This window comes from Enterobacter sp. 22466 (genome assembly GCF_052044775.1).
GTDB classification, from domain to species: Bacteria; Pseudomonadota; Gammaproteobacteria; order Enterobacterales; family Enterobacteriaceae; genus Enterobacter; species Enterobacter dissolvens.
This window is the reverse complement of sequence record NZ_JBQENX010000003.1, coordinates 302067-327707: the sequence shown is the minus strand read 5'-3', so window position 1 is coordinate 327707 and position 25641 is coordinate 302067. Positions and strand designations below refer to the sequence as shown.

Genomic DNA, 25641 nt, shown 5'->3' with positions numbered 1-25641 from the left:
AAATGATTAAACCAGACACTACGATATTCGTAGCTCCTTTGGAATCTATAAAACTACGTTTTACGTAGTTTTGCGAGGGTGCTCGAGGATTTGTGAAATCCTTACGTGAAAATCAATCTAGTGTTTGCACTACGTAAAACGTAGTATCTTCCTTGGGCGTTAACTACGATTATCGTAGTTATGAAAACATCCAATTCCCACAATCAGCTCTTCAGTCGACGCCTCAAAGAGGTGCGCTTAGACATGGCGTTATCGCAAAAAAACCTGGGTATTTTGGCTGGCATAGATGAGTTTGCAGCAAGCGCGCGTATCAACCGCTACGAGAAAGGAGTTCACCAGGCAAGCATTGAAGTCGTCCGTCATCTCGCTAAAGTTCTCGAAGTGCCTGTAGCATACTTCTACACAGAAGATGATGAACTGGCCTCTTTAGTCCGTCTTTGGCCGAAATTGGACTCGGAGAAGAAAAAAAACATCCTTCAGCAGCTCTAAACAAAAAAGAGTGCTTCGCTGTGCTTTCTCGTCTCGAAAGGCTTTCCAGTGATTTAGAACCAAAACCTTGAGTTAGAATCTTGCTTCAGTTCGTCTGATTTCATTTCCTGAATCCCCCTCGCAAATTCCAAATTTCCCCCACACCAAACTGCTGTATTTATATTCAGCCCTGTATAATGAGCACCAGAAATTACGCCGAACGGCAAAGGAAGTATCAAAGAATATTTAACGAGGAATTCGCGATATGAAGGTGCTGCAACACCCCCATACCGCTAACCACAAACAACTATGAAGGAGTTGAAAATGGCTGCGACGAATTTTAAGCCAGAGTTTACTGTTTGCAAAACAGAATCAGACGCTTTCACCGGCATGATTGAAAACCGCGTGCTGGTACGCAAAAACAGCGCCCGCCGTCTGCACGGCAACCAGACCAATGCAGCCCCCGTCCATCCTCGCGCGGAAACGCCGCAGGACAGTGCAGCCTGTTGCGAACTGTATGCACGCATAGACATGAAATATCTTCTTCTGGGCGGAGAGTGGTTAACCCGCGCGGGCTTTATCAACGGCATGCCTGTGAAAATCCGCGCCATGAAAGACTGCATTGTGATTACGCCACAGCATACAAGAGAATTATGGGGATGCCTGGAAGGTATGAGCGTGGTGAATATAAATAAACAGAAAGTCGTGCAGTGGTTAAAAACGTTTCCGGGCGCGTTGAATGATACAGGGGATATACCGGTGATAAAGCGTGGGAATGGGCAGACGAAAGCGTAACGTTTAGAAAAAATAATTTTTTTTGCCCCTCATACTGACAGGCAAGTAATGCTCTTCGGTAAATGCTGCTAACAGTTCCGGTCCAGGCATCCTGCTACGATGGATGAATCTGCATCTTACTCAGTTTGGTGTTCAACTTTTGGGATGCAGTTCATTGTTATGGAGGGGTATGTTTGCCCTGAATTTCCGTAACAGCAAAAAGTGGAGTGATCCTATGTTTGTGACTGGCATCACACTTATCGATTTTTATTAGCACTTTTTAGGGATAGTCCAGAAATGGACATAAATATTACGCTTTTTATCACACCCCTGCGTAACATCTGGCGGTGCGGTGGTATTTAAGGGTTATTCGTTGGCGTAATTTATTGAGATATTTCTCTAATTGATTGCAAAACATTACCACGTTGAGATGGATCAACTTTTAGCGCGTTTTACAAATTTAATTGCCGAGCGACTGCATTTTTCATCTTCTTTGGATAGTTGTTCTGGGAATTAAACAAAATCTGGAGGATTTTGCGAGCTTTCTGGTGCCCCTCGTTTTTATTTTTTCGGATTAATTCCTGTTGTCTGAAGGAATATTCTTAAGAATTTTCCTGTTGAAAAACAAAGATCTGCGTATTTGATTTTGTTCAGCCATTTACCCTGTTATCCGCGTGTAAAGAAATGTAGTCAGGAAACTTTCACACAGTGGTGATAAGAGGGGTTTATGAGCGAGAAAAGCTTCCAGAATGAGATTCCGAAGGCGCGCGTTAATTTAAAACTGGATTTACATACCGGGGGAGCCCAGAAGAAAGTTGAATTGCCGCTTAAATTGCTGGTGACTGGCGATTTCAGTAATGGTGCAGAACAAAGACCGTTATCAGAGCGTGAAAAAATCGATGTAAATAAAAATAACTTTAATGCTGTGCTTTCCGAATATTCCCCAAAAGTGAATCTCACTGTTGAAAATACACTGGCGGGTGATAGCAGCGAAGAGAATATCAGCCTGACATTTCGCGACATCAAGGACTTTACGCCAGAAGAGGTCGCGCGCCAGATCCCCCAACTGAAGGCCATGCTCGCCATGCGCAATTTGCTTCGCGATTTGAAAGCGAATCTGCTGGATAACCAGGGCTTCCGAAAAGAGCTGGAAAAAATCCTGCTTGACCCTGCGCTCAGCCGCGAACTGCGTGATGAATTGTCTGCTCTGGCACCGAAACAGCCGTAACGGTCGCAATGAATTAACGGATTAATGAGGAAATGCTGATGTCTGTAGAAAATCAAAATGCCGTTACGGGCGAAAGTGTTGTGCTGGAACGCCCGCAGACGGGCGGTGTTTATGCTTCCCTGTTTGAGAAAATCAATCTCAGCCCGGTTTCTGAACTGAGCGCGCTGGATATCTGGCAGGATGCGCAGGCCATGTCTGATGCGAGCGCTGACGAGCGTCTGACTGCCGGGATGCAGGTATTCCTGGAATGCCTGAGTAAATCAGGTGCAAAAGTTGAGAAGCTGGATAAGACCCTGATTGACCATCATATTGCCACGCTGGACTACCAGATTAGCCGCCAGCTGGATGCCGTGATGCATAACCCGGAGTTTCAGCGGGTATCGTGCTGGCTCTGCCATTGCTCAGCGCAAACGGTGGCAATCTTGATGACGGCAGCGACAGCGAGCGTCCGCGCCGCTGGAAAGCTGAACGGGTTACCGTACAGGAGCTCGCCGGACATGAGCGCAGTGAACTGGCTGTCCTGCGTCACAGCCTGACGTTGCGTATGGCCCATCAGGAAAATGCGGCGTACCTGACCTGTCCAGTCACCCGGCTGGTACGGGATGCGCAGGGACTGTGGCGGCGCGACAGCAGCTTTATTCCGCCACTGCTTGCCCTGTCGGCCTGCCCGGCACTGGTCTGTGACCTTGCCGATTTACTTCATCGTCTTCAGGCCCGCCGTCAGCGGTTGATGTCCATGCGCCGGGAAAGCAATGCCAGGCTTGCCGATTTTGCCGTGGCTGATGTGTCGCTGTTCTGGCTGCTGAATGCCCTGAACAGCGCAGAACCCGTACTGGCCGAACTGCTTGCTGTACCGGACCGTCATCCGGAGCTGGTTTACCGTGAACTTGCCCGGCTTGCCGGCAGCCTGTTGACCTTCTCTCTGGAGCACGATACGCGTGATATTCCTGCGTACCGTCATGATGCACCGGAGCAGGTTTTCCCACCGCTGCTCTCCCTGCTCGACAAACTGCTGGAAGCCAGCCTGCCGTCCCGGGTCGTCTCTATTGAACTGAAACAGGATGGCGTGATGTGGAAAGGCGCTCTGCATGATGCTCGCCTCAGGGAAGGTGCCGATTTCTGGTTATCGGTTCGCTCCGCCATGCCCGCTCATGAGCTGCAGACGAAGTTTCCACAACTTTGCAAGGCCGGGAGACCGCGCTGGTCGAAGGGCTGGCGCTGCGCATCGCCGAAGGGAATGTACCGGAAACCCTGAAAACGGTGAGCCTGCGCACGCTGGACCTCGGTCTGTTACAGGCGGGGGCGGGCGTGAAGGGGGAGTTTGAACAGCGCCTGAAAAACGTCATTGACGCGGTGCAGCAGTCTCCGTCCCCGGTGCTGCTGTTCATCGACGAAGCGCACACCATTATCGGTGCGGGTAATCAGGCCGGGGGCGCGGATGCGGCCAACCTGCTGAAACCGGCGCTCGCCCGCGGCGAACTGCGGACCATCGCGGCCACCACCTGGAGCGAGTACAAGCAGTATTTTGAGCGCGACGCGGCACTGGAGCGGCGTTTCCAGATGGTGAAGGTGGACGAGCCGGACGACGACACCGCCTGCCTGATGCTGCGGGGGCTGAAATCCCGCTACGCGCAGCACCACGGGGTGCATATTACCGATGACGGCAAATATAAAAATAACGAATTGATGGGTGTTATTTTGCTAAAAACAGGTCATACCTGGGTTTGAGTATTTTTCTTTTAAGATAAATCTGAGTTAATTCGCTTTGGCAAAAAACGGTTCTGAATCAGAAGGGAGGGTTATATAAAGTGATTTAATTCCCCTGAGAAAATACAGGTGTTTTCTCAGGGGCGGGATTATTATTCTGGCGCACTACTGAATATTGACGGCTTTGCCGTCCACCCAGACGCGGCTGATATTATTGCGTCTGGCGTTATAGATAATTTTCTGCAGCCTGTCTTCCGGCGCGTCCTCAGCCGTATCAATATAAATGTCGCTCCCGGCGGCCCGGGTATCGATCACAATGGCATCGAACTGGTAGCCGACCGCCAGTTTGCCCACACGCAGATCAAGCACCTCTCCCGCGCCGCCAGTCGCCAGCCAGAACGCTTCCCGGAAGCTGATTGCCGAGCCGGGTCTGCCGCGTTGTTCCGCGGCGATACGGGCATCGACGCCATCATTCAGGGCTTTACTGGCGGTCATGGCGTGGCGGCAGGCATCAAATACCGAAGGGCTATGGCCGCCCGCAATATCGGTCCCTAAGCCAACGTTAAGCCCGCGGTCCAGCATGGCGCGCAGGGGGAAGACCGCATTGGCAAAGTAGAAGTTGGACAGTGGGCAGTGTGCGACGCCAGCCTGAGTTTGCTTGATCAGGTCGGCATCGTCATCTTCGATGTGGTTTGAATGCGCGAGTACGGTCTTTCTGGTCAGCAGGCCAAAATCCCGCAGCGCCGTGGTATCCGTTTTACCCAAACGCTGCTTAACGTAAGCATGTTCCCAGTCGCTTTCCGAGCAGTGGGTCTGCACGTGGCAGCCCGTCTCTGTGGCAATCTCTCCAAGACCTTCCAGCAGCGCATCCGTACAGGACGGAATAAACCGTGGGGTGATGACCGGCAGCACGCGTTTTGCCGTATTGCCGGGAAGCTGTGCAACCGCGTGAATAAATGCCCGGGTTTCGGCGAGGGCCGTCTCCGCGCTTTCATCCCGGTAGTATTCAGGACACTGGGAGGGATCATCCATAGCCACCCGGCCAACCAGCGCCCGCTGACCCTGCGCCAGACAGATACGGGCCAGCTCCACGCTGCTCTCCGTGTGCAGGGTGGCGAAATAGACGGCGGTGGTGGTGCCATTCGCCAGCAGTGCATTGACCAGTTCCGTGTAGTTGCGGCGGGCAAAGGCGATGTCGGCGTATTTTGCCTCCAGCGGGAACGTATAGTCATTCAGCCACTCTGCCAGCGGCTTATCCAGAGCCTTGCCCATCTGCGGCCACTGCGGGGCATGAACATGGAGATCGATCAGGCCCGGCAGCAGGTACTGATCTGAAGAGAGTTCGGTCAGCTTGCCAGCCTTGCGGGCAGCGTCCCGCACGGGGCTGAACGCACCATCGTCACCTCGTATAATATCGACAATGGTGCCGCTGCCATCGATACAGAACAGCGTGTCGCTAAAGTGGGTCACACGGTCTTTCGATTCCGCCGTGTAGCCCTGAGCGCTGACAACCTGCTGCCAGGGGAATGCGTGTAGGGTGTTCATATCGTCGTCCTTTTTCATCATCACGCTGAAAGGGAAATTGCCCCAGAGTCAGGCATTATTATTCGCTCAAAAAGCCTGGCATAAAACCAAAATACATCAACTGATTGATGGGTTAATAAGATGGCATTGATTGCGGTATTTGCAGGGATAATAAAGGGAGGCTGTAATGATAAACGGGAACTGCCTGGAGTTTATTTGGCAAAATAGTTAAATAGCCGACGTGTTATCAACTCTTTGCACCTCTTTTTTATCACGCTCTTTTTATTATACTTTTTATTGTGGTGAATCCCCCTGTGCGGTGGGGCATAATTTATGGGTTAACGTCATTATGCGGGCTTTGCTCACCGGGAGGCACCCGGCACCACAGTTCTTTTTTTGCAGTATTTCATATAATGATTGTGAATAATAACTGCGAATAGTTGTTTTCAGATGAATGTTTGATTTTTTATGAAAAATAAGCTGTGTCTCTCAAAATAAATTTTTATCAGATTTTATTATCTCTTCCTGGAGCAATCCTCGGAGGAAGAATGGACACAACTGAAGAACTAAATGGAACGTATTTTTATGCTGGCAGAACAAATCTTACCGCTGGCGGCCTTTTCTTTATGATTTATTGCGAATCAATTGCCGATCATTTTGGTATTGACGATGTTGCTGGAATTGCTGCGTTATATAGCGGTGCTAATAATCAGAAGACCAGAAAGAAACCCGCGGGAGCGAAGGAAGGAACGTCCCGAGCCTCGAAAGCCATGAGGCGCTATTTCAAACAAGCTAAGTTCCCGTATGGCATTAGGCTCCCGACATGGATTGGCGGCTACACGCCATGGACTGTACGCTGTAGGATGGTTTCACAAATCAGTACATTTATCGGAAGAACGATTCCATTAGTGGGTATGGTGATATTAGTCGCTGATGTATCACTAATCACCTATGCTGCAATACGTGATTATAATCGAATCGCGCGGGGCAGCGACAAACTATGGTAGAGGATATTGAGCAGCGCATCTACGCCTTAGCCAGACGCTATAACGGCGTTTATCTGATGAATAACGAAGCGAAGCAAAAATTACTGAATGCTAAAACTGATTTGGATACTGACATGCAGCTTGATGTCACTGAAGCAGAAGATTTAATGGAAGAGTTTTTTAAAGAATTTGATGTTGATAGAGGGAATTTTAACATAATCACCTACTATCCTGATGAGCCTTTTTCATTGAATCCATTCAAAAAATTCCCTGTGGTGATGGTTCCTGATTTCACCATTGGAATGCTTATCGAATCCGCAAAAGCGGGCAAATGGTTATACGACTAAAATGCAAGGAGCAATAGAATGGCCGTACCTGTACATCTTTTTTTAACTAATGACGGCGGCACAATGATTCGTGGTTCCTGTGACGTTGCAAACAGGGAAGGAAGTATTGAGCTAAGAGGATTACAACATAACCTCAGCCTGCCAACCGACTCGGCAACGGGCAAGGTCACCGGCACTCGCCAGCATTCACCGTTTCAGTTTACTAAGGAACTGGACAGCTCTTCGCCCTATCTGTTCAAAGCGGCAGCAACGGGTCAGACCCTTAAAACGGCAGAATTCAAGTTTTACCATATTAACTATTCCGGGCAAGAGGAGGAGTATTACCGAATCACGCTCGAGAACGTTAAGGTCATTTCTGTGAGTCCAGTAATGTACGACACCCGAGGCTGTCCGGGGACGGGGCATATGGAGGAGGTGGCGTTTAATTATGAGAAGATTACCCATTTGTACAAGGACGGTAACTTGTTAGCGCACGATGCGTGGAATGAACGTCCAACCTCTGGCTCTGCTGCATAACGTTATATTGAACTTGCCCGCCAGCGTTTCGTTTGTGCGGGCAGAGAATATCATTCTTTATTCCTTTTCGTAAATGATGGCCGAAACATCATAAAAATAACCCACGCAAACATCCCAATAATCTTCATTGGCCAGGGTTCAAACACATCCAGACACAAAATTGCGCCAATAACTAATAGCGGACCTTCTATCAGTTCAGCTATCCTTCCTAAAATATATAACTTATGAGGCAGTACCCGATTAAGTAATGTCGCAATAAGCTGTGCACTTCCTAATATGATTGTTATTGCGATTGTACGGTCCTCCCAGTTATCAAAACTAACCAAAGAAATGGGGCGTATAGTCACTATATAACCACAAAAAATATATTCAGCATGTAAATGATAAACTTGCTCATAACATTTGCTACGACGTTCGAAAAATATAAAGAGTCTATGAATATAGCGCTCTCAACAGAATGACAAACGACATTGGCTAATAATGCATTTAAGAATTGTTGCGCCTCGCTTATTTTCGTAATAAAAGAGTTAGCGGCTTCATGCCGGTACCATACACTCCACCGCTAACTCTCTTAACTCACACTCTCAAAACACCGGCACCCCCAGCCCAACCTTCACCTCCCTCAACGTCCCTTGCGTCACCCCCTGCGCCCGTTCGGTCCCGCGCTTCAGCATCGCCATCAATTCCCCCTTATCCCGCATATACATCGCCCTCCGCTCCCGCATCGGCGCAATCAGCTCCTGCAGGCACGCCTCCAGCTCGTTCTTGCACACCCGGTCGCCCAGCCCGCCCGCCTGATAGTGCGCCTTCATCGCTGCCACTTTCTCCTTGTCCGGATGAAACGCGTCGAGGTAAGTAAACACCACGTTCCCCTCAATCTGCCCGGGGTCGCTCACCTTCAGGTGGTTCGGGTCGGTGTACATGGCGCTGACCGCACGATGAATGGTCTCTTCGCTGGCCGAAAGGTGCAGCGTGTTGCCCAGCGATTTCGACATCTTGGCGCTGCCATCGATGCCGGGCAGGCGGCTGGTGTCGCTCAGCATCGCTTTACAGTGGCGCAGCACCGGGGCGGGCAGCAGGCTGTTCATCTTGTGCACAATCTCGTTGGTCTGCTCAATCATCGGCAGCTGGTCGTCGCCGACGGGCACGCACTCGGCCTTAAACGCGGTGATGTCCGCCGCCTGGCTGATGGGGTAGGCCATAAAGCCGACCGGCAGCGAGCGGGCGAAACCTTTCTGCGCAATCTCGTTTTTCACCGTCGGGTTACGCTCCACGCGGGCGACGGTGACGATGTTCATATACAGCATCGTCAGCTCGGCGAGGGCGGGCAGGGCGGACTGCAGGCAGATCGTGGTCAGGTTCGGGTCGATGCCGGCGGCGAGGTAATCGGCCAGCACCTCGGGGATGTTGTCGCGGATCTTCTGCGGGTTACTGCCGTTGTCGGTCAGCCCCTGCAGGTTGGCAATCAGCACAAACTGGTTGTGCGTCTGCTGCAGCGCCACGCGCTGGCGCAGCGATCCGACAAAGTGGCCAAGGTGCAGCGGGCCGGTTGGGCGGTCGCCGGTGAGGATGGTTTGCGGGTTCATAAAGACTCCTTAACGTTGTAATGCCGAAAGGGGTCTTAGATGTGAGAAAGCCGCCTTTCGGCGGCTATCTGAAAATGGGGAAAACTACTCCGCGCCGCCTTTAAGAAGGCAGCCACCAGCGGTTTACGGTGAGTACGGCGTGGTTTATGTTCATCTCTTTACCGTACCACGTCCGGCGCGAAAAACAAAAGGGCACGTCATGCTGCAATCTCTCAACCACCTGACCCTCGCGGTCAGCGACCTGCAAAAAAGCGTCACCTTCTGGCACGAGCTGCTGGGGCTTGCGCTGCACGCCCGCTGGAATACCGGGGCCTATCTCACCTGCGGCGATCTGTGGGTCTGCCTGTCGTACGACGAGGCGCGCCGGTACGTGCCGCCGCAGGAGAGCGACTATACCCATTACGCGTTTACCGTGGCGGAGGCGGATTTTGAACCGTTCTCACAGAGGCTGGAGCAGGCGGGCGTCACCGTCTGGAAGCAGAACAAAAGCGAGGGGGCGTCGTTCTATTTTCTCGACCCGGACGGGCACAAGCTGGAGCTGCACGTGGGCAGCCTCGCCGCGCGGCTGGCGGCGTGTCGCGAGAAGCCCTATGCGGGCATGGTGTTTACCTCAGACGAGGCTTGAGGCGCGCACCTTCAGCCTGCCCGCCAGCGTCACGTGCGTGGCGGCATCTTCCTGATTACACAGGTACTCCACCGCCAGTCGTCCCAGCTCGCTGTAGGGCAGCTGGATACTGGTCAGCGGCGGGGTGAGCTGCTCGGATATCTTCTGGTCGTCGTAGCCCGCCAGCAGCATGTCCTGCGGGATGCGCACACCGTTCACCGCCAGCGCCTGATAGCAGCCAATCGCCAGCCAGTCGCTGGCGCAGAAGATGGCGTTCGGGCGCTCGGCCAGTTCCAGCAGGGCAGTTGTGGCGGTAAAGGACTCGCTGAACTGCCAGTTGGTCTGGCGCACCAGGCCGTCGTCGCACGCGAGTCCGGCCTGCTGTAATGCCGCCTGGTAGCCCGCCAGACGCTGGCGCGAGGCCTCCATCCAGCTCTCGCCGGTGATGTGGGCGATGCGCGTGGCCCCGCAGGCGATGAGGTGTTTAGTCACCTGGAAGGCGTTGGCGTAGTCGTCCGGGATAAACGACGGCAGCAGCGGCGAGCCGGGGTCGCGCTGGTTAAGCAGCACCAGCGGGATGCGGGTGCAGTCCTGGAATGCCGTCATGTCCACCAGCGTGGTGACCGGAGACGCGAGAATAATCCCGATGCAGTTGCGCTTCTCCAGCTGGCGGATGATGTTCAGCGCCAGCTCGATGTCGTCGCCGTAGTCGTAGACGGTGAGCAGGGTTTCGTTGCGCCACGCCGCTTCCCGCGCCTGGCTGATGGCGTCGATAAACGGGTCGAAGCTTTGCATGGAGCTCACCAGCAGGGCAATCTCTTCCTGGTTGCGCGGGGCGTGAACGGCGGGGAGGCGGTCGTAGCCGAGCTCGGTGGCCACATTAATCACCCGCTGGCGGGTGTCGTCGCTGAGCTTGATGTTGCGGGACTGGTTAAGCACAAGCGATACCGTCGCCTGCGACACGCCTGCCGCCCGCGCAATATCGTTCATCGTTACTTTCGTTTTTCGCTTCATCCATCCTCTCCCTTTCGCGATTTCGCATCATACCCTAACCGCACGCTTTAGCGCCGTCGATCACGTTTCTCATTCATCGAAGCGTGAACTTTGTGAGGGTCGTCGCTTTTCTCAACGCCGTGATTTGCGCATTTATCCTGCAGCTAATATTTATTAGCTAAATATTATCAGTAAGAGGACGCGTAATGAAAGAGCAGTGGAGCAGGGAGCAGGCACAGGCGTGGTATGAACAGAAAGGCTGGCTGTGCGGGTTTAACTATCTGCCGTCGACGGCGGTGAACTGGACCGATATCTGGCAGGCAGAGACCTTCGATGCCGTCACCATCGAGCGCGAGCTGGGCTGGGCGGCGGAGGCGGGCTATAACACCCTGCGCATTAATCTGCCGTTTATCGTCTGGGAGCACGACCGCGACGGGCTGATGGCGCGCATCGACCGGTTTTTGACGATTGCCGACGGTCGCGGCTTCAGCACCATGCTGACCCTGATGGATGACTGCGGCTTCTCCGGCGACGAGCCGTACCTTGGCCCGCAAAAGCCGCCGGTACCGGGCAAGCACAACAGCCAGGCGGCGGCGAGCCCGGGGCGCGACAAGGTGTGCGAGCCCGACTGCTGGCCGCAGATTGAGCGCTATATCCGCGACGTCGTCCGCCAGTTCCGCGACGATAAGCGCGTGCTGCTGTGGGATCTCTATAACGAGCCGGGCAACCGCGGCATTTTCGCGACGGGCACGCAGGAGGTGCAGTACGACGCGAAGCTGGAGACTTGCGCGCACGAGTTGATGAAGCTGGCGTTCCAGTGGGTGCGTGAAGAAGACCCGACCCAGCCGCTCACCGTCTGCGCGTGGCGTCTGCCGCCGGAAGAGGAGGGCGAGACGTTCTTCCAGCATCCGCTGGACCAGACCGCACTGGCGCTCTCGGACGTGGTGAGCTTCCACGCCTACACCCACACTGGCCGCATGACGGCGATTATTCAGCAACTGCAACAGCTTGGTCGGCCGCTGTTCTGCACCGAATGGCTGGCGCGCCACGTGGGCAGCACGATGGAAGAGCAGCTTCCGCTGATGTACGCGGCGAAGGTCGCGCCGTATCAGTGGGGGCTGGTGCGCGGCAAAACCCAGACGTGGCTGCCGTGGCCAGTGGTGATGAAGGAGTCCACGGACTACTGCCGCCTCTGGTTCCACGACGTGTTCGAGGAGAACGGCATTCCGTTCTCACGCCGTGAAATCGCCCTGATGCAGCAGCTGCGCAAGATCGCCCCGAAAGTGCAGGGCTAATAATATCGACCCGGCGGCCGACCGCCGGGCAACCAGGCAGGCATATAACAATGGCAACGACAATGAAAATACCGTCTCGCGAGTTGTGGTCTTATTTTGGCTATGGTTTAGGTCAGTGTTTTAGCTTTGGTTTAGTGGGTTCGTTTATTAACTATTTTTACACCGACGTGCTGGGGATCTCGGCGCTGGCGGCCAGTACCATCTTCCTGATTGCCCGCGCGTGGGACGCGGTTCACGATCCGCTGTTTGCCAGCATCATGGACACCATTAACAGCCGGTTCGGCAAGTTTCGCCACTTTTTGCTGATCGCCCCGCTGCTAATTACCGGCGTCACGCTGCTGTCGTTCTATAAAATCGAAGCGGACATGACCACCAAAATCCTCTACGCCGGGGTGACGTATATCCTGTGGGGGACGCTGTACGCCATCTCTGATATCCCGTTCTGGTCGATGTCGTCGGTGATGACCAACGACTCCGCCCAGCGTACCCGCGCGGTGACGGCGGCGATGCTCGGGGTGAACGCCGGGATTGCCTGCGCCAACATCTTCTTCCCGAAGCTGGCGGCCTACTTCGCCCAGTACAGCAACGATAAAGGCTATTTTATGGCGGCGCTGGTGATGATGCTGGTGGGCCTGCCGCTGATGCTCAACGGCTTTATGCAGATCAAAGAGCGCGTGCCGCCGAGCCCGGAGAAGGTGACCATCCGCGACACCTTCCACAACCTGCGCCAGAACAAGCCGCTGTTTATCGTCCTGCTGTCGTTCTTCTTCTGCGTGTTTCACAACGTGGCGGGCGGGCTGTATATCTACTTCTTTATCAACAACCTGGGCGACGGCAGCCTGCAGATGGCGATTGGCGTGATGGGGATAGTCGCGGCGGTGCTGTGCCTGGTCGCGCCGATGCTGACGCGCCGGATGCAGAAGCGGAAGCTGTTTATGATCCTCTGCGGGCTGGACGTGGCGGTGCGCGTGGTGATGTGGTTTGTCGGGTATCAGCAGGTGACGATGCTGTTTATTCTGCTCGGCCTGAGCACGCTGTTCGTGATGATGACCAACATCCTCACCTCGTCGATGATTGCCGACACCATCGAGTACGCGGAGTACCACACCCACAAGCGCTGCGCGGCGATCACCTTCTCCGGGCAGACCTTTACCGGCAAGATGTCGGTGGCAGTGGGCGGTGGGCTCATCGGCGTGTTTCTGACGATGATCGGTTACGTGCCGCAGGCGCAACTTCAGAGCGAAGGCGTGCTGTCGGGGCTGTTCTTCGGGATTTGCCTGCTGCCGGCGATAGGGTCGCTGATCCGCATGGGGTTTATGTCGCGCTTTTCCTTTACCGAGGAGAAGCACGCGGAGATTTGTCGGCTGCTGGCGGAGCGGAACGCGTCTGCGAAAGCGCCGGGTGGCGGCTGCGCCTTACCCGGCCTGGAAAAAATTACAACGACTTCACAAACGTCAGCAGATCTTCGTTGAGCTGGTCCTGGTGGGTCAGCGCGAAGCCGTGCGGTGCGTTGTCGTACACCTTCAGCGTGGCGTTTTTGATCATCTCTGCCGCCAGCTTGCCGGTGCTTTCAAACGGCACGATCTGGTCGTTGCTGCCGTGGATCACCAGCGTCGGCACGTCGATTTTCGCCATATCCGGGCGGAAGTCGGTTTCGCCGAACGCGGTCACGCAGTCGATGGTGCCCTTCAGTGACGCCAGCAGGGCGATGTTCAGCGTCTGGGTCAGGGCACCTGCAGAGACGGTCTGCCCGGCATTGATGCCGTAGAAAGGCGTCGCGAAGTCGCTGATAAACTGGGCGCGATCTTGACGCAGCCCGTCGCGAATACCGTCGAATACGCTCTGATCCACACCCTGCGGGAAGGAGTCGGATTTACCGAAGATTGGCGTGACCGCGCCCAGCAGCGCCAGACCGGCGACGCGTGCGCTGCCGTAGTTGTTGATGTAACGGGTCACGTCGCCGCCGCCCATGGAGAAGCCCACCAGCGTGACGTCCTGAAGGTCCAGGGTGGTAATCAGGTCGTTGATGTCGGACGCAAAGGTGTCGTAGTCGTAGCCGTTCCACGGCTGATCAGAGCGGCCAAAGCCGCGACGGTCAAAGGCGATGGCACGGAAGCCGCGCTCGGCCAGGTAGTTCAGCTGGCTGTCCCACATGTCGCCATCCAGCGGCCAGCCGTGGCTGAACAGAACCGGTTTACCCGCGCCGCAGTCTTTGTAGTAAATCTGCGTGCCGTCTTTTGCCTTAAACGTTGCCATAGTGTCTTCCTCTACAGGTGATTGTTATGTTTAAACCGGCGCGACCAGATAACGAATAGCCGGTGATGTTGTGCCCTGATGAAAAGCCAGAACGCGGCTCTGCAGCAGGAGGTCATTCATGGTGTGGCGCTCCTGCTGGCGCAGATGCTCAATCCACGAGCCCATCAGGAAGGTCTCGATAAACAGACCGGGGCGCTCAATATCTTCGTATACCGCCCAGCTCATCGCCCCGGCGCGACGGCGTACCCGGCGCAGCTCGTGCACCGCCTGCAAAAACGCTTTCGCGTTGTGCGGCTCGACGATGTACTCGTGCGACACCAGCACCGGGCCGCGCTCGTTCGGCAGGTCGATCTCCACGCCGTCCAGCGGCTGGCCGCTGAGGTCGAGATTTAAATCAGGATCTTTCTCCAGCTTCCAGCGGAACACCGTGGTGCTCGCCAGCACCATCCCCAGCGTGGCGACCACCAGCGAGGTCGGGGTACCAAACTGCGACGCGATCTGTCCCCAGAGGGCGCTGCCTGCGGTCATCGAGCCGAAGAACACCGTCAGATAAACCGCCAGCGCGCGGGCCTTCACCCAGCGTGCGGCACTGCGCTGCGCGCCGAGGTTGAGGGTGGAGAGCACCGCAATCCACGCGAAGCCGGTGAAAAACTCAAACAGGTTCAGCAGCCAGAAGTGGCGCACGAACGCCAGCGCCAGCATGGTAAGAGCAAACGTCAGGCTGGCAGCCACCATCAGCCGATCAGCATTCAGCCGCTGGCGCAGACGTGGCAACAGGATCGCCCCGGCAATCGCCCCCAGGCCAATGCACGCCAGCATCACGCCGTAGCCCGCCGGGCCTAAACCCAGCTCGCGGCGCGCCACCAGCGGCAGCAGGGCCCAGCCCGCACTGCCGAAAACGAAGAAGGCCACCGTGCGCACCAGCACGTTGCGCAGCACCGGCGCGGCGTGCACGTAACGGATGCCAGAGCGCACCGCCGAGAAGAAGTGCTCCGGCGGCAGACGCTGCACTGTCGGTGCGGGACGCCAGCGCCACAGCACCCACGCCACGCCGACCACGGAGAGCGCGTTCAGGGCAAACACCATCCACGGCCCGGCCAGCGACAGCAGAAAACCGCCCAGCGCGGGGCCGATGGCCCGGCTGATGTTCACCCCAAGCGAGTTGAGCGCCACGGCGGCCCCCAGCTCTGGCTTGCTCACCAGGTCGGGCACCACCGCCTGGAACGGCGGCGAGCTCATCGCCGCGCCCACGCTCAGCAGAAACGTTGTTACCAGCAGAACCGCAGGCGTGACGTGGCCGGTGAAGGAGAGCACCGCCAGCCCGGCGGCGGCGATAAATACCCACAGCTGGGAGAAGAGCAGGTATTTACGTCGGTCGACGATGTCCGCCATCACCCCTGAGGGCAGGGCGAAGAGGAACATCGGCAGGCTGCTGGCCGCCTGTACCAGCGCGATATCCAGCGGATCGGCGCTCAGGCTTAGCATGCTCCAGTTGATGCCGACGTCGCTCATCCATGAGCCGACGTTAGAGACCACCGTGGCGATCCACAGCATGCGGAACACCGGCTGGCTCAGCGGCTGCCAGGGCGAGACCGTCTGCGCGGATGTCGGCTCAACGTGTGCGTCGCGAACGTCGTTAACCTGAGTCATGCGAACCTCTCCGTGGCGTTACGCTGCAGCCGCCACTGGCCCGGCCCGGTCAGGGCAAGAGTGGTGAAGATGATCAGCAGCAGCCAGCCAAACTGCCCTTCGGCAATCGACCAGTCCGGGTGCACCGCCAGCATCGCCACCAGCAGCACGGCGATGATTGGCAGGCAGGCCAGGCGGGTGTAAACGCCGACCATGATAAACAGCGGGCAGATCACCTCCGCGACGATCGCCGGGATCAGGCTCATATACGGCCCCAGGCCAAACGGATCTTCGATGCGCGTCAGCTCTTCACTGAAGTGCAACACCTTCGGCAGGCCATGCACGTACAACAACAGCAGGCTGCCGGTCAGGCGCAGGAAGAACAGCCCCAGGTCGATCCGGGGCGGAGCAATGGTATTTTTCATCAGAATGCAAAGCAGCTGCAGCCCAGCGCCCCCCAGAAAGCGTTATCGTCGGACACCGGCATCTCTGACGTGCGCGCAAAGTCATGCTGGTGGCTGTGAACCCCGCACGGGCCGCTGCAGTGGTGGACGGCGTTCATACCCACGCGGGTGGCCTGTGGCGGTGCGCTGCGGTAGTGGCCTGGGACTTTTACCACCGGTGACCACTCGGGCAGAACCGGAATGGCTGGCGGGGCCAGCGGGCCAAAGGTACCTGCGGCGTAAACGATATCGCCGTTGACCACCGTCAGGACGGATTCGATGCCCTTGATCTCCTCTTCCGGCACGCGGAAGTAGTCTTTGCTCAGTACTGCCAGGTCGGCGAGCTGGCCGACTTTGATCTGCCCTTTCTGATTTTGCTCGCTGGAGAACCACGCGCTGCCCTGGGTCCAGAGCATCAGGGCGGTGTCGCGATCCAGACGGGCGCTGTGATCGAACATCTGCATCCCGCCGACGGTGCGCCCGGAGACCAGCCAGTAGAGGGCGGTCCACGGGTTGTAACTCGCCACGCGGGTGGCATCGGTGCCTAAGCCCACCGGTACGCCGGTCTCGAGCATTTTTGCCACCGGTGGCGTATGGCGGGTGGCTTCAATGCCGTAACGCTCGGCAAAGTATTCGCCCTGGAAGGCCATGCGGTGCTGCACGGCAATGCCGCCGCCGAGCGCTTTGATGCGGTCGATGTTGGCCTGGGTGACGGTTTCCGCATGGTCGAAGAACCAGTGCAGACCGTTGAACGGAATGTCGCGGTTTACTTTTTCGAACACATCCAGCATGCGGCTGATGGATTCGTTGTAGGTGGCGTGCAGGCGGAACGGCCAGCGGTGCTCTACCAGATGGCGCACCACGCGCTCCAGCTCATCCTCCATGCCCGGCGCGAGGTCCGGGCGCGGCTCGAGGAAATCTTCAAAATCGGCGGCGGAGAAGACCAGCATCTCGCCCGCGCCGTTATGGCGGAAGAAGTCGCTGCCCTGGCCCGGCGTGAGCATGTCGGTCCATTTCTCAAAGTCTTCCAGTTCGTGGCCCGGACGCTGAGTAAAGAGGTTGTAGGCGATGCGGATGGTCATCTGCTTTTTCTCGTGCAGCTCGGCAATCACCTCGTAATCTTCCGGGTAGTTCTGGAAGCCGCCGCCCGCGTCGATGGCGCTGGTCAGCCCCAGACGGTTCAGCTCGCGCATAAACTGGCGGGTGGAGTTGACCTGCTGCTCCAGCGGCAGCTTCGGCCCTTTGGCCAGCGTGGCGTAGAGGATCATGGCGTTAGGACGGGCAATCAGCATCCCGGTCGGGTTGCCGTTGGCGTCGCGCTGGATCTCACCGCCCGGCGGGTTCGGCGTGTCTTTGGTATAGCCCACCACCTTCAGCGCCGCGCGGTTGAGCAGGGCGCGGTCGTACAGGTGCAGGATGAAGACTGGGGTATCCGGCGCGGCGTCGTTGATCTCATCCAGAGTTGGCATGCGGCGCTCGGCAAACTGGAACTCGGTCCAGCCGCCCACCACGCGCACCCACTGGGGCGACGGCGTGCGCAGGGCCTGCTCTTTCAGCATCCGCAGGGCATCGGCCAGCGAAGGGACACCTTCCCAGCGCAGCTCGAGGTTGTAGTTCAGCCCGCCGCGAATGAGGTGCAGGTGGGAGTCGTTCAGGCCGGGGATCGCGGTGTGGCCTTTTAAATCGACCACTTTGGTGCCGTCGCAGTGGTGTTGCATCACCTCGGCGACGGTACCCACTTCCAGGAATTTACCGTCGCGCACGGCGACGGCTTCGGCGACAGGATTCTCGCGATCGACGGTGTGAAACAGGCCATTAACCAGAATGAGATCGGCTTTTCCAAGGGTAACCATAACTGCTCCTGACTGAGAGGGGAATGGTCAGGATTATGGGAACCGGTTTCGGCAAAGATCCAGTTATACAATAGGATAGGTATACCAAAGTATAACTATACCTAAGGTTAACTATACGAAGAGATAATTACGCACAGGGACGGAAAACCGCAGGATGAGGGTGACTTTATCGTCGTGGCACTCACGGCGATTTCACCCTTAACCACTGGAAAATGCTATGACCACTTCAAAGCTCGAAGTTTTAACCCCTGCGAACTGTCAGATTATTTTCATCGACCACCAGCCACAGATGGCGTTTGGCGTGCAGTCTATTGACCGCCAGGTGCTGAAAAACAACACCGTGGCGCTGGCGAAAGCGGCCAAAGTGTTCAACATCCCGACCATCATCACCACCGTAGAGACCGAAAGCTTCTCCGGTAACACCTACCCGGAGCTGCTGGACGTGTTCCCGGGCCAGGACATCCTGGAGCGTACCTCCATGAACTCCTGGGATGACCAGAAAGTGCGTGACGCGCTGAAAGCCAACGGCAAGAAGAAGGTGGTGGTTGCCGGTCTGTGGACCGAAGTGTGCAACAACAGCTTTGCCCTGTGCGCGATGCTGGAAGGCGATTACGAGATCTATATGGTGGCGGACGCCTCCGGTGGTACCTCAAAAGAAGCCCACGACTTCGCCATGCAGCGCATGATCCAGGCGGGCGTGATCCCGGTGACCTGGCAGCAGGTGATGCTGGAGTGGCAGCGTGACTGGGCGCGTAAAGAGACCTACACCGCGGTGATGGACATCGTGCGTGAGCACTCCGGCGCGTACGGCATGGGCGTCGATTACGCTTACACCATGGTGCACAAAGCGCCGTCTCGCCAGAAGAGCGAGCACCGTACCTTAGCGCCAGTTCCGGCCCGCTAAGTCCCGGCGGCAGGCTGGTCCCTCATCCGGCCTGCCACTGACTGCTTTCTGGAGTTCTCTATGAGTACAGGGTTGATATCCCTTGCGGCAGGCGTGTTGATCGGCCTGATGTATGCCGTGCTGAAGGTACGCTCTCCCGCGCCGCCTGCGCTGGCGCTGATTGGTCTGCTGGGGATGCTGGCCGGGGAGCAGGCGACGCGCCATCTGTTAGCCCGCGACAGCGTAGCCAGTGTTCTGGTAGTGGTTCACCATCCGGCAGGAGAGTCGTCATGAAGGCCTGGATAATTTCGCTGGTGTGCGGCGTAGTGGCTGGGGTAATTTACGCTCTGCTCGATGTCCATTCTCCGGCACCGCCGGTTGTCGCCCTGCTTGGCCTGTTTGGTATGCTGGTCGGCGAACAGTTGATCCCGGTGGGACGTCGGCTGATGAGTCGCGAGCCGCTGACCCTTGCCTGGTTTCGTCACGAATGTGTGCCGAAAATCAGCGGCACGGCGCCTCCCGCGCCTGCGAAGGAAAATCGCGACGTTTAATGATTTGTTTGAGGAAAGACCGCATGACGCTGCCGTGGCGCATTGCCATCATTGATGACGAACGTTCTGTCCGCAGCGGGCTGAGTAACCTCCTGGAGTCGGAAGGGTATGCGACCCATGCCTTTGATTCGGCAGAGGTGTTTCTGAGCCACCCTTTCGCGCTGCCGAATGCGGCCCTGGTGATCACCGATATCAAGCTGCGGGGCATGAGTGGCCTGGAGCTGTTCGAAAAGCTGCGGCTGCTGGCCGCACCGCCACCGCCCGTGCTCTTTATCTCCGGTCATGCTGATGAAAATATGCAGCGGTACGCCCTTAGCCTGGGCGCCGCTGCATTTTTGCGTAAGCCCATTAACATCGATATTCTGCTGGATCATATTCAGCGGGAGCTGGCCCGCCGACAATAAGGATCGCGGATGAACGAAAACGAGCTGCCTGCATTCTGGCCCGCCCAGGGAAATCTCCATGATGGGCGGGTTTTTGTCCTGAAAGAGGATGTGATTTTTACCGTGCTGGCGCAGGAGGGCGGGATCTCCTGGATGAATGCGCGACATCCCCATTCTGGCGGCTCCTTTATCATTGCCACCGCGGTCAGCGACGAAGAGGAAGAGCGGGCCACCCGGCTGCTCAAAAATGAGTTCGCGTTGCGCGATCACCTGCAGGACAACTGGGCCATCCGCGCCGTGGCCTCCACCCAGTACCGGGGGCGTTTTGCGCTGGTCTATGCGCCGTTTTCGTTTGAGCTGCTGGCGCGACGCGCGGGCAGGGCGATCTCCGGGATCGCGCGGTTTATCGAGCTGGCGATCCAGATCTGCGCGCCGCTGCGCCAGATGCATCTGCAAAACCTGATTCATGGCGATATCAAACCCGGCAATATCTTCGTTCATCACGATGCCACCTGCCGTCTGGGCAGCTTTGGCCTTTCATGCAGTATCTCCGGGGCCTTTTCCCAGACCCGGCTGGCCGTCTCTGGCGGAACGCCCGCCTATATGTCGCCGGAGCACACCACCCGCACACAGCGGGCCGTCGATTGCCGCAGCGATCTCTACAGCCTCGGCATTGTGCTTTATGAGCTTTTGACCGGACGCCTGCCGTTTGAGCTGGGCGCGGACGAGCAGACCAACTGGGCGCATTACCACATTGCTTCTGAGCCACTTTCTCCTGACGTGATGCGTCCGGATGTGCCCGGCATGCTGTCAACCATCATTCTCAAGCTGCTGGAGAAGAATCCCGATAACCGCTACCAGACCGTCGACGGGCTGATTGCCGATCTACGACGCTGTCAGGCAACGTTAACCTCGGAGGGCGAAATCGTCGCCTTTACGCCCGGCCAGCAGGACCGGACGCCGGCGATCCATCTGGCGGACTCTCTCTTTGCGGCGCATCCGCAGGCAAACGACGTGATCGCCGCGTTTGAGCGGGTGGCGCAGAATATGGTTCCGGAGCTGGTGACGATCGGCGGGCCCTCAGGGATTGGTAAATCGTCGATCATTGCGACGGCGCTAAAAACGCTGCAGCAGCGCAAGGTGCTGCTGGCAGTGGGTAAAGTGGATCAGTTCTCCCCGACGTTACCCTACGGTGTATTAAGCTCGGCGTTTCGCACCCTGACGCTGCACCTGCTCGGGCTGCCCGCGGAAGAGGTGGCGAAGTGGAAAATCCGTCTCTCACGCGCCCTGGAGGGGTATGAGGAGCTGGCCGTCAGCCTGGTGCCGGAACTGGGTCTGCTGCTGGAGAGTAAACCCCGCTTCTCGGCAGATACCTTTTCCATCGATGCCCGGGCGCGCTTCAGCCATATGGTACTGGCGCTGGTGAAGACCTTTGCCTCTCAGGGCTGTCCTTTGGTCTTGCTGCTTGACGATCTCCAGTGGAGCGACGCCGCCAGCCTGCAAACGCTGAAGCACCTGCTGGTGACCTGCGGTGCCATCCCGCTGCTGGTGGTGGTGGCGCACCGGGACATCGCGTCGTTATCCGACCCGACGCTACAGCAGCAGCTCGCGAGCCTGCCGGCGTCGGCGCAAAACACCATCGAGGTTATTCCGCAGCCGCTGACGGTGAAGGCGGTAGCACGCTGGCTGGGCACGCTATTTCGCGTCCGCAGCGCTACGACCACCGATCTCGCCACGCTTATTCACGAAAAAACCGGCGGTAACCCGCTGTTCGTGCATGAGTTTTTCCGCCGCATTGTCGATGATGGTCTGGTGGTCCACAACAAGTACCAGGATAAATGGCAGTACGATCTGCAGGCGATCCGAGCCCGGCATTACACCGAAAACGTCGTCACCCTGGTGCTGGAAAAGCTCGAAGAGATGCCCGACGAAACGCGTCGACTGCTGGGCAGCATTGCCTGTCTTGGCGGCACGGGCGAGCTGGAGATGCTGTGCCGGGTGGTCGGGATGTCGGTGGCGGAAATCCGTTACGCGCTGCACCCGGCGGTGATGGCGCAGCTCATTGTGCTGACGGAAAAAGAGTACGCCTTTACCCACGACAGGGTGCAGGAAGCCGCCTTTGCGCTGCTGGACCCGGGTGAAAAAAGCCACCTGCACCTGACCACCGCCAGCCTGCTGGCCGAGGCCGCGCGCCAGGCGGCGGGGAACGAACTGCTGTTCCGCGCCGTGCACCACGTGTCGGCTGCTCTGGACAGCATCCAGCCCGCTCCGCAGCGGCAGATGTTCCGCGAACTCAGCCTGCTGGCCGCACGGCGGGCGAAGCGCACGGGCGATTATCATTCGGCACTGAGCTACATACAGACCGCCAGGGCGTTGGGCAATACCGGGACGGTGTCTGACTTTATGCTCGACATCGAAGAGGCGGGCTGTGAATTTGCGCTCGGCCACCTGGAGCGTACCCGAGAACTGTGTGATTTGATCCTCGGCTGCCCCGGCGGTCTGACCGAAAAAGCGCTGGCGGCTAACCTGCTGGTGGAAGTGTATATCCGAAAGTCCGACAGCCGTCTGGCGCTGGAGGCGGCGCTGTGCTGGCTGGGGATTTTTGGTATCCAGATCAGCCACTACCCGGAAGACAACGAATGCGACGAGGCCTGGGAACAGTTCTGCAACCGCGCGGGTGACGCGCCGCACCCTCTTTTTGTTCAGCTCTCGCAGATGGACAACCCGGAAACCGAAGCGGTGATGAATCTGCTCTACAGTGCCAGCATTTGCGCCAGCTTTATTTGTCCGCGCCTGCACTTTTTGCTGCTCTGCCGCATGATGCACCTGACCCTCGACCATGGTATCACCGGCGCCTCCACCACGGCGATGGCCTGGTTTGGGGTGTTGATTGGTCAACGCTACGCCGAGTATCGCCTTGGGTTCCAGTACGGCACGCTGGCCCGCGAGCTGGTAAACCGTCACGGCTACGATGCCTTTGAAGCCAAAACCCTGCTGCCGCTCGATCAGCTCAGCGTCTGGACCCAGCCGCTGTCGTTCACCATTGAGTGCGCCAAGGCCTGTTTTACCGCCGCCGTCACCCACGGTGACATGACGGTGGCCTGCTTTGCGGCCTGTCACCAGGTGATCAACTTCCTCTCGCGGGGCGATCATCTGGATGGGGTGCTGACCAGCATCGATCGCGGTCTGGCCTTTGTCCGCAAAACCCACTTCCAGGACATCGAAACGATTTTGATGCTCCAGCGCGGCTATGTTGAGTTTCTGCGTACGCCGGTGATCGGCACCTGGAGCGCCGCGCAGGTGCTGCCTGAAGCGATGCTGCCGGCGGCGCCTGAGCAGGCCCCGGAGCAGACCTCGACCATGCTGTTCTGGTACTGGCTGTACCGCGGGATGGCGCACTTTACCTGCGGGGAGTATGCCGCCGCGCAGGCGGAGCTGGAGCAGGCGGGCTGGTTCGCGTGGTCTGCGCCCGGCCATATTCACCTGCTGGATTACCATCTCTACAGCGCCCTGTCGCTTTCCAGACAGCTGACGCCGGAGACCTTCTCGGCGGATCACCGGCGCAGTATTCACGCCCATTACGACAAAATTGCCCTCTGGGCGCGGATTAATCCGGGCACGTTTGCCGACAAAGAGGCACTCATCTACGCCGAAATCGTGCGTCTGGACGGGATGAACAGCATTGCGCTTGAGCAGTATGAGAAAGCGGTGCGCCTCTCGCGGGAGGGCGGTTTTAATCCCCTGAATGCCCTGGCCCACGAGCTGGCGGGACGCTTTGCCCTTGCCTGCGGCTACCCGACGGCCTCGGACGCTCACTTTCGCGGGGCGATCGCCGCCTGGGGTCGCGCCGGCGCACAGGCCAAAGTGCGCCAGCTTGAGCAGGATTTCCCGCATCTTCTGAGCTCCGCGCAGGCCAGCGCCTACGACACGGTGGCCTTCGCACAGAATGAAGTGATCCGCGATCTGCAAAGCGTGATCAAGGCGTCACGCGCGCTGTCTGAAGAAATTAACCTTGAGCGGTTGATCGAAAACCTGATGACGCTGCTGCTTGAACGGGCCGGGGCGCAGCGCGGTCTGCTGCTGCGCGTGAGCGACAACCATATCCCGGAGATCGAGGCCAGCGCGTGGACCAGTACCGACGGCGTGCGGGTGCGGATCCTGAAAGAGGTCCCGATGGCGACCGATATGCCGCTGTCGGTGCTGGCGGCGGTGATCCGCACCGGGCAGGAGATCCGCACCGGCAAGCCGGAAGAGTTCCACCCCTTCAGTCAGGATCCTTATCTTGTGACCTCGGGGGCGGCCGTGATGTGCGTCCCGATGTTCAAACAGGCGCGGCTGGTGGGCGTGCTCTACCTCGAAAACCGTCTGATGCCGGAGGTCTTTACCGCCGAGCACTCCCGCGTGGTGAGCCTGCTGGGGGCGCAGGCGGCGGTCTCGCTGGAGACGGCACGTCTTTATGCCGAACTGCTGGCGGAAAACATCCAGCGTCGCCGCGTGGAGAAAGAGCTGCGATCCAGCCAGACCTCGCTGATGCTGGGCGAGCAAATCAGCCACACCGGCAGCTGGCGCTGGGAGCTGGAGCAGGATCTGATGTTTATCTCTGAGGAGTACGCCCGCATCCTCGGCCTGCCTGAACAGCAAAAAATGATCTCGATGGCCGAGTTTCTGACCTTTGTGCATCAGGACGATTACGCCCGGATCAGCGCCATTGTCACCCAAAGCGTAGGTGAAGGGCTCTCCATGCGGGCGGAGTTCCGCATCAACCGTACCGATGGCTCAATCCGCTATATTCTCGGCATTGGCGATCCGGTGGGTGTGGGCAGCGAGGTGAATGAGTATTACGGCATCATCACCGACATCACCAGCCAGCGTGCGGCGGAGGATGCGATGCGGGTGGCGCAGGCAGATCTGGCGCGCGTTTCCCGGGCCACCACCGTCGGGCAACTGACCTCCTCCATCGCCCATGAGATCAACCAGCCGCTGATGTCGATCGTCTCCAACGCCGGGGCGAGCCTGCGCTGGCTCAGCCGGGAGCCTGCCCGGCTGGATAAAGTGCGGGAAGGGCTGGAGGAGATCGCCGCTGAAGGCGCGCGGGCGGGGGAGATCATCCGCAGCATTCAGTCTCTGACGCGTAAGCAGGATCCGACCTTCTCACGCATCGATCTGCACTACCTGATCCACCATATCATCGCACTCTCGCGCAGCGAGCTTGAGCAGCGACACATTAGCGTTGATTATCTGTTGAAGGCCAGTGACAGCTTTATCACCGGCGATAGCGTGCAGATCCAGCAGGTATTGCTCAACCTGGTGATGAATGCAGTAGAGGCGATGGCCGAGGTGAAAGATCGCCCTTGCACCATCACCATTACCACCAGCAACGCGGAAGGGAGAGTGCTGGTTGAGATAGCCGATACCGGCAGCGGCATTGAGCCTGAGCGGCTGGAGAAGATTTTTGACTCGTTCTATTCCACCAAAGCGCAGGGCATGGGGATGGGGCTGACCATCAGTGCCAGCATCATTGAGCGGCACTGCGGGAAACTGAGCGCGCGCCGCCGGGAGCCGCACGGCACCGTCTTTGCCTTTGCGCTGCCGCTTGCGGCACAGGAAGGGTAACG

Annotated in this window: 21 protein-coding genes and 3 pseudogenes; 17 read left to right on the top strand and 7 right to left on the bottom strand. The window is 57.6% G+C overall.

Going from position 1 to position 25641, the window contains the following annotated elements:
• Positions 1 to 180 precede the first annotated feature (180 nt).
• From ACTJJI_RS11370 to ACTJJI_RS11345, 6 genes and pseudogenes are all read left to right on the top strand, one after another.
• Positions 181 to 489 (top strand): helix-turn-helix domain-containing protein, encoded by a 309-nt coding sequence (locus tag ACTJJI_RS11370; RefSeq protein WP_071922641.1) that lies wholly within the window; start codon positions 181 to 183, stop codon positions 487 to 489.
• Positions 490 to 792: 303 nt separating this feature from the next.
• Positions 793 to 1263 carry a SymE family type I addiction module toxin gene (locus ACTJJI_RS11365; protein WP_440654090.1) on the top strand — a complete coding sequence of 157 codons (471 nt, stop codon included), beginning with the start codon at positions 793 to 795 and terminating at the stop codon, positions 1261 to 1263.
• A gap of 706 nt (positions 1264 to 1969) precedes the next feature.
• Positions 1970 to 2470 carry a type VI secretion system contractile sheath small subunit gene (gene tssB / locus ACTJJI_RS11360; protein ID WP_270784314.1) on the top strand — a complete coding sequence of 167 codons (501 nt, stop codon included), beginning with the start codon at positions 1970 to 1972 and terminating at the stop codon, positions 2468 to 2470.
• 32 nt (positions 2471 to 2502) lie between these two features.
• Positions 2503 to 2859 (top strand): annotated as a pseudogene (locus ACTJJI_RS11355) (type VI secretion system contractile sheath large subunit); the annotation flags it as partial.
• Positions 2841 to 3662 (top strand): annotated as a pseudogene (gene tssK, locus ACTJJI_RS11350) (type VI secretion system baseplate subunit TssK); the annotation flags it as partial. The pseudogenes ACTJJI_RS11355 and tssK, both read left to right, overlap by 19 nt.
• Positions 3662 to 4132, top strand: a pseudogene (locus ACTJJI_RS11345) (AAA family ATPase); the annotation flags it as partial. The pseudogenes tssK and ACTJJI_RS11345, both read left to right, overlap by 1 nt.
• Before the next feature lie 210 nt (positions 4133 to 4342).
• Here ACTJJI_RS11345 and guaD read toward each other — a convergent pair.
• Positions 4343 to 5722 (bottom strand): guanine deaminase, encoded by a 1380-nt coding sequence (gene guaD / locus ACTJJI_RS11340; RefSeq protein WP_440654087.1) that lies wholly within the window; start codon positions 5720 to 5722, stop codon positions 4343 to 4345.
• Between the two features lie 527 nt (positions 5723 to 6249).
• On the opposite strand from guaD, the gene ACTJJI_RS11335 reads away from it, so the two are divergent.
• From ACTJJI_RS11335 to ACTJJI_RS11325, 3 genes are read left to right on the top strand one after another with little or no spacing between them, the layout of a single operon-like run.
• A complete protein-coding gene (locus ACTJJI_RS11335; RefSeq protein WP_025912045.1) occupies positions 6250 to 6708 on the top strand; it encodes an STM2901 family protein in 459 nt (152 codons plus the stop codon).
• Positions 6702 to 7034: a DUF1493 family protein gene (locus tag ACTJJI_RS11330; protein WP_125365211.1), complete on the top strand. Its 333-nt coding sequence runs from the start codon at positions 6702 to 6704 to the stop codon at positions 7032 to 7034. The genes ACTJJI_RS11335 and ACTJJI_RS11330 overlap by 7 nt, the downstream gene beginning before the upstream one ends.
• 18 nt (positions 7035 to 7052) lie before the next feature.
• Entirely contained in the window at positions 7053 to 7550 is a 498-nt protein-coding gene (locus ACTJJI_RS11325; RefSeq protein ID WP_014830487.1) for an Hcp family type VI secretion system effector, read from the top strand.
• Between the two features lie 584 nt (positions 7551 to 8134).
• Here the strand turns inward: ACTJJI_RS11325 and trpS are convergent.
• On the bottom strand, positions 8135 to 9136 hold the full coding sequence (gene trpS / locus ACTJJI_RS11320; RefSeq protein WP_440654084.1) for a tryptophan--tRNA ligase: 1002 nt from the start codon (positions 9134 to 9136) through the stop codon (positions 8135 to 8137).
• Between the two features lie 199 nt (positions 9137 to 9335).
• On the opposite strand from trpS, the gene fosA reads away from it, so the two are divergent.
• Entirely contained in the window at positions 9336 to 9761 is a 426-nt protein-coding gene (gene fosA, locus ACTJJI_RS11315) for a FosA/FosA2 family fosfomycin resistance glutathione transferase (RefSeq protein WP_045620185.1), read from the top strand.
• Here fosA and ACTJJI_RS11310 read toward each other — a convergent pair.
• Positions 9747 to 10754 carry a LacI family DNA-binding transcriptional regulator gene (locus ACTJJI_RS11310; RefSeq protein WP_440654082.1) on the bottom strand — a complete coding sequence of 336 codons (1008 nt, stop codon included), beginning with the start codon at positions 10752 to 10754 and terminating at the stop codon, positions 9747 to 9749. The two genes, fosA and ACTJJI_RS11310, sit on opposite strands and share 15 nt — an antisense overlap.
• A 185-nt stretch (positions 10755 to 10939) precedes the next feature.
• On the opposite strand from ACTJJI_RS11310, the gene ACTJJI_RS11305 reads away from it, so the two are divergent.
• Positions 10940 to 12028, top strand: a complete 1089-nt coding sequence (locus tag ACTJJI_RS11305; protein WP_440654080.1) for a cellulase family glycosylhydrolase — start codon at positions 10940 to 10942, stop codon at positions 12026 to 12028.
• A 50-nt stretch (positions 12029 to 12078) separates the two neighbouring features.
• Positions 12079 to 13500: an MFS transporter gene (locus ACTJJI_RS11300; RefSeq protein ID WP_440654078.1), complete on the top strand. Its 1422-nt coding sequence runs from the start codon at positions 12079 to 12081 to the stop codon at positions 13498 to 13500.
• On the opposite strand, the gene ACTJJI_RS11295 is transcribed toward ACTJJI_RS11300, so the two are convergent.
• The 4 genes from ACTJJI_RS11295 to ACTJJI_RS11280 are packed head-to-tail and all read right to left on the bottom strand — an operon-like array spanning position 13463 to position 18209.
• Complete coding sequence (locus ACTJJI_RS11295) at positions 13463 to 14284, bottom strand: alpha/beta fold hydrolase (RefSeq protein ID WP_440654076.1); 822 nt, start codon at positions 14282 to 14284, stop codon at positions 13463 to 13465. The genes ACTJJI_RS11300 and ACTJJI_RS11295 overlap by 38 nt on opposite strands.
• A gap of 30 nt (positions 14285 to 14314) precedes the next feature.
• Positions 14315 to 15934 carry an MFS transporter gene (locus tag ACTJJI_RS11290; protein ID WP_050859709.1) on the bottom strand — a complete coding sequence of 540 codons (1620 nt, stop codon included), beginning with the start codon at positions 15932 to 15934 and terminating at the stop codon, positions 14315 to 14317.
• The gene (locus tag ACTJJI_RS11285) at positions 15931 to 16338 is read right to left on the bottom strand and encodes a DoxX family protein (protein ID WP_050859710.1); all 408 of its coding nucleotides are present in this window, start codon (positions 16336 to 16338) and stop codon (positions 15931 to 15933) included. The genes ACTJJI_RS11290 and ACTJJI_RS11285 overlap by 4 nt, the downstream gene beginning before the upstream one ends.
• Positions 16338 to 18209 carry an amidohydrolase gene (locus ACTJJI_RS11280; protein WP_440654073.1) on the bottom strand — a complete coding sequence of 624 codons (1872 nt, stop codon included), beginning with the start codon at positions 18207 to 18209 and terminating at the stop codon, positions 16338 to 16340. Before ACTJJI_RS11280 ends, ACTJJI_RS11285 begins: the two co-directional genes overlap by 1 nt.
• A 217-nt stretch (positions 18210 to 18426) precedes the next feature.
• Between ACTJJI_RS11280 and ACTJJI_RS11275 the strand changes: the two genes are divergently transcribed.
• From ACTJJI_RS11275 to ACTJJI_RS11255, 5 genes are read left to right on the top strand one after another with little or no spacing between them, the layout of a single operon-like run.
• On the top strand, positions 18427 to 19113 hold the full coding sequence (locus ACTJJI_RS11275; protein WP_003863053.1) for a hydrolase: 687 nt from the start codon (positions 18427 to 18429) through the stop codon (positions 19111 to 19113).
• Positions 19114 to 19173: 60 nt separating this feature from the next.
• Complete coding sequence (locus ACTJJI_RS11270) at positions 19174 to 19386, top strand: DUF1427 family protein (RefSeq protein ID WP_050859712.1); 213 nt, start codon at positions 19174 to 19176, stop codon at positions 19384 to 19386.
• A complete protein-coding gene (locus ACTJJI_RS11265; protein WP_014830499.1) occupies positions 19383 to 19643 on the top strand; it encodes a XapX domain-containing protein in 261 nt (86 codons plus the stop codon). The genes ACTJJI_RS11270 and ACTJJI_RS11265 overlap by 4 nt, the downstream gene beginning before the upstream one ends.
• Before the next feature lie 23 nt (positions 19644 to 19666).
• A complete protein-coding gene (locus ACTJJI_RS11260; RefSeq protein ID WP_014830500.1) occupies positions 19667 to 20047 on the top strand; it encodes a response regulator transcription factor in 381 nt (126 codons plus the stop codon).
• Between the two features lie 9 nt (positions 20048 to 20056).
• Positions 20057 to 25639, top strand: a complete 5583-nt coding sequence (locus tag ACTJJI_RS11255) for a trifunctional serine/threonine-protein kinase/ATP-binding protein/sensor histidine kinase (protein ID WP_440654070.1) — start codon at positions 20057 to 20059, stop codon at positions 25637 to 25639.
• The last annotated feature ends 2 nt before the right edge of the window (positions 25640 to 25641 follow it).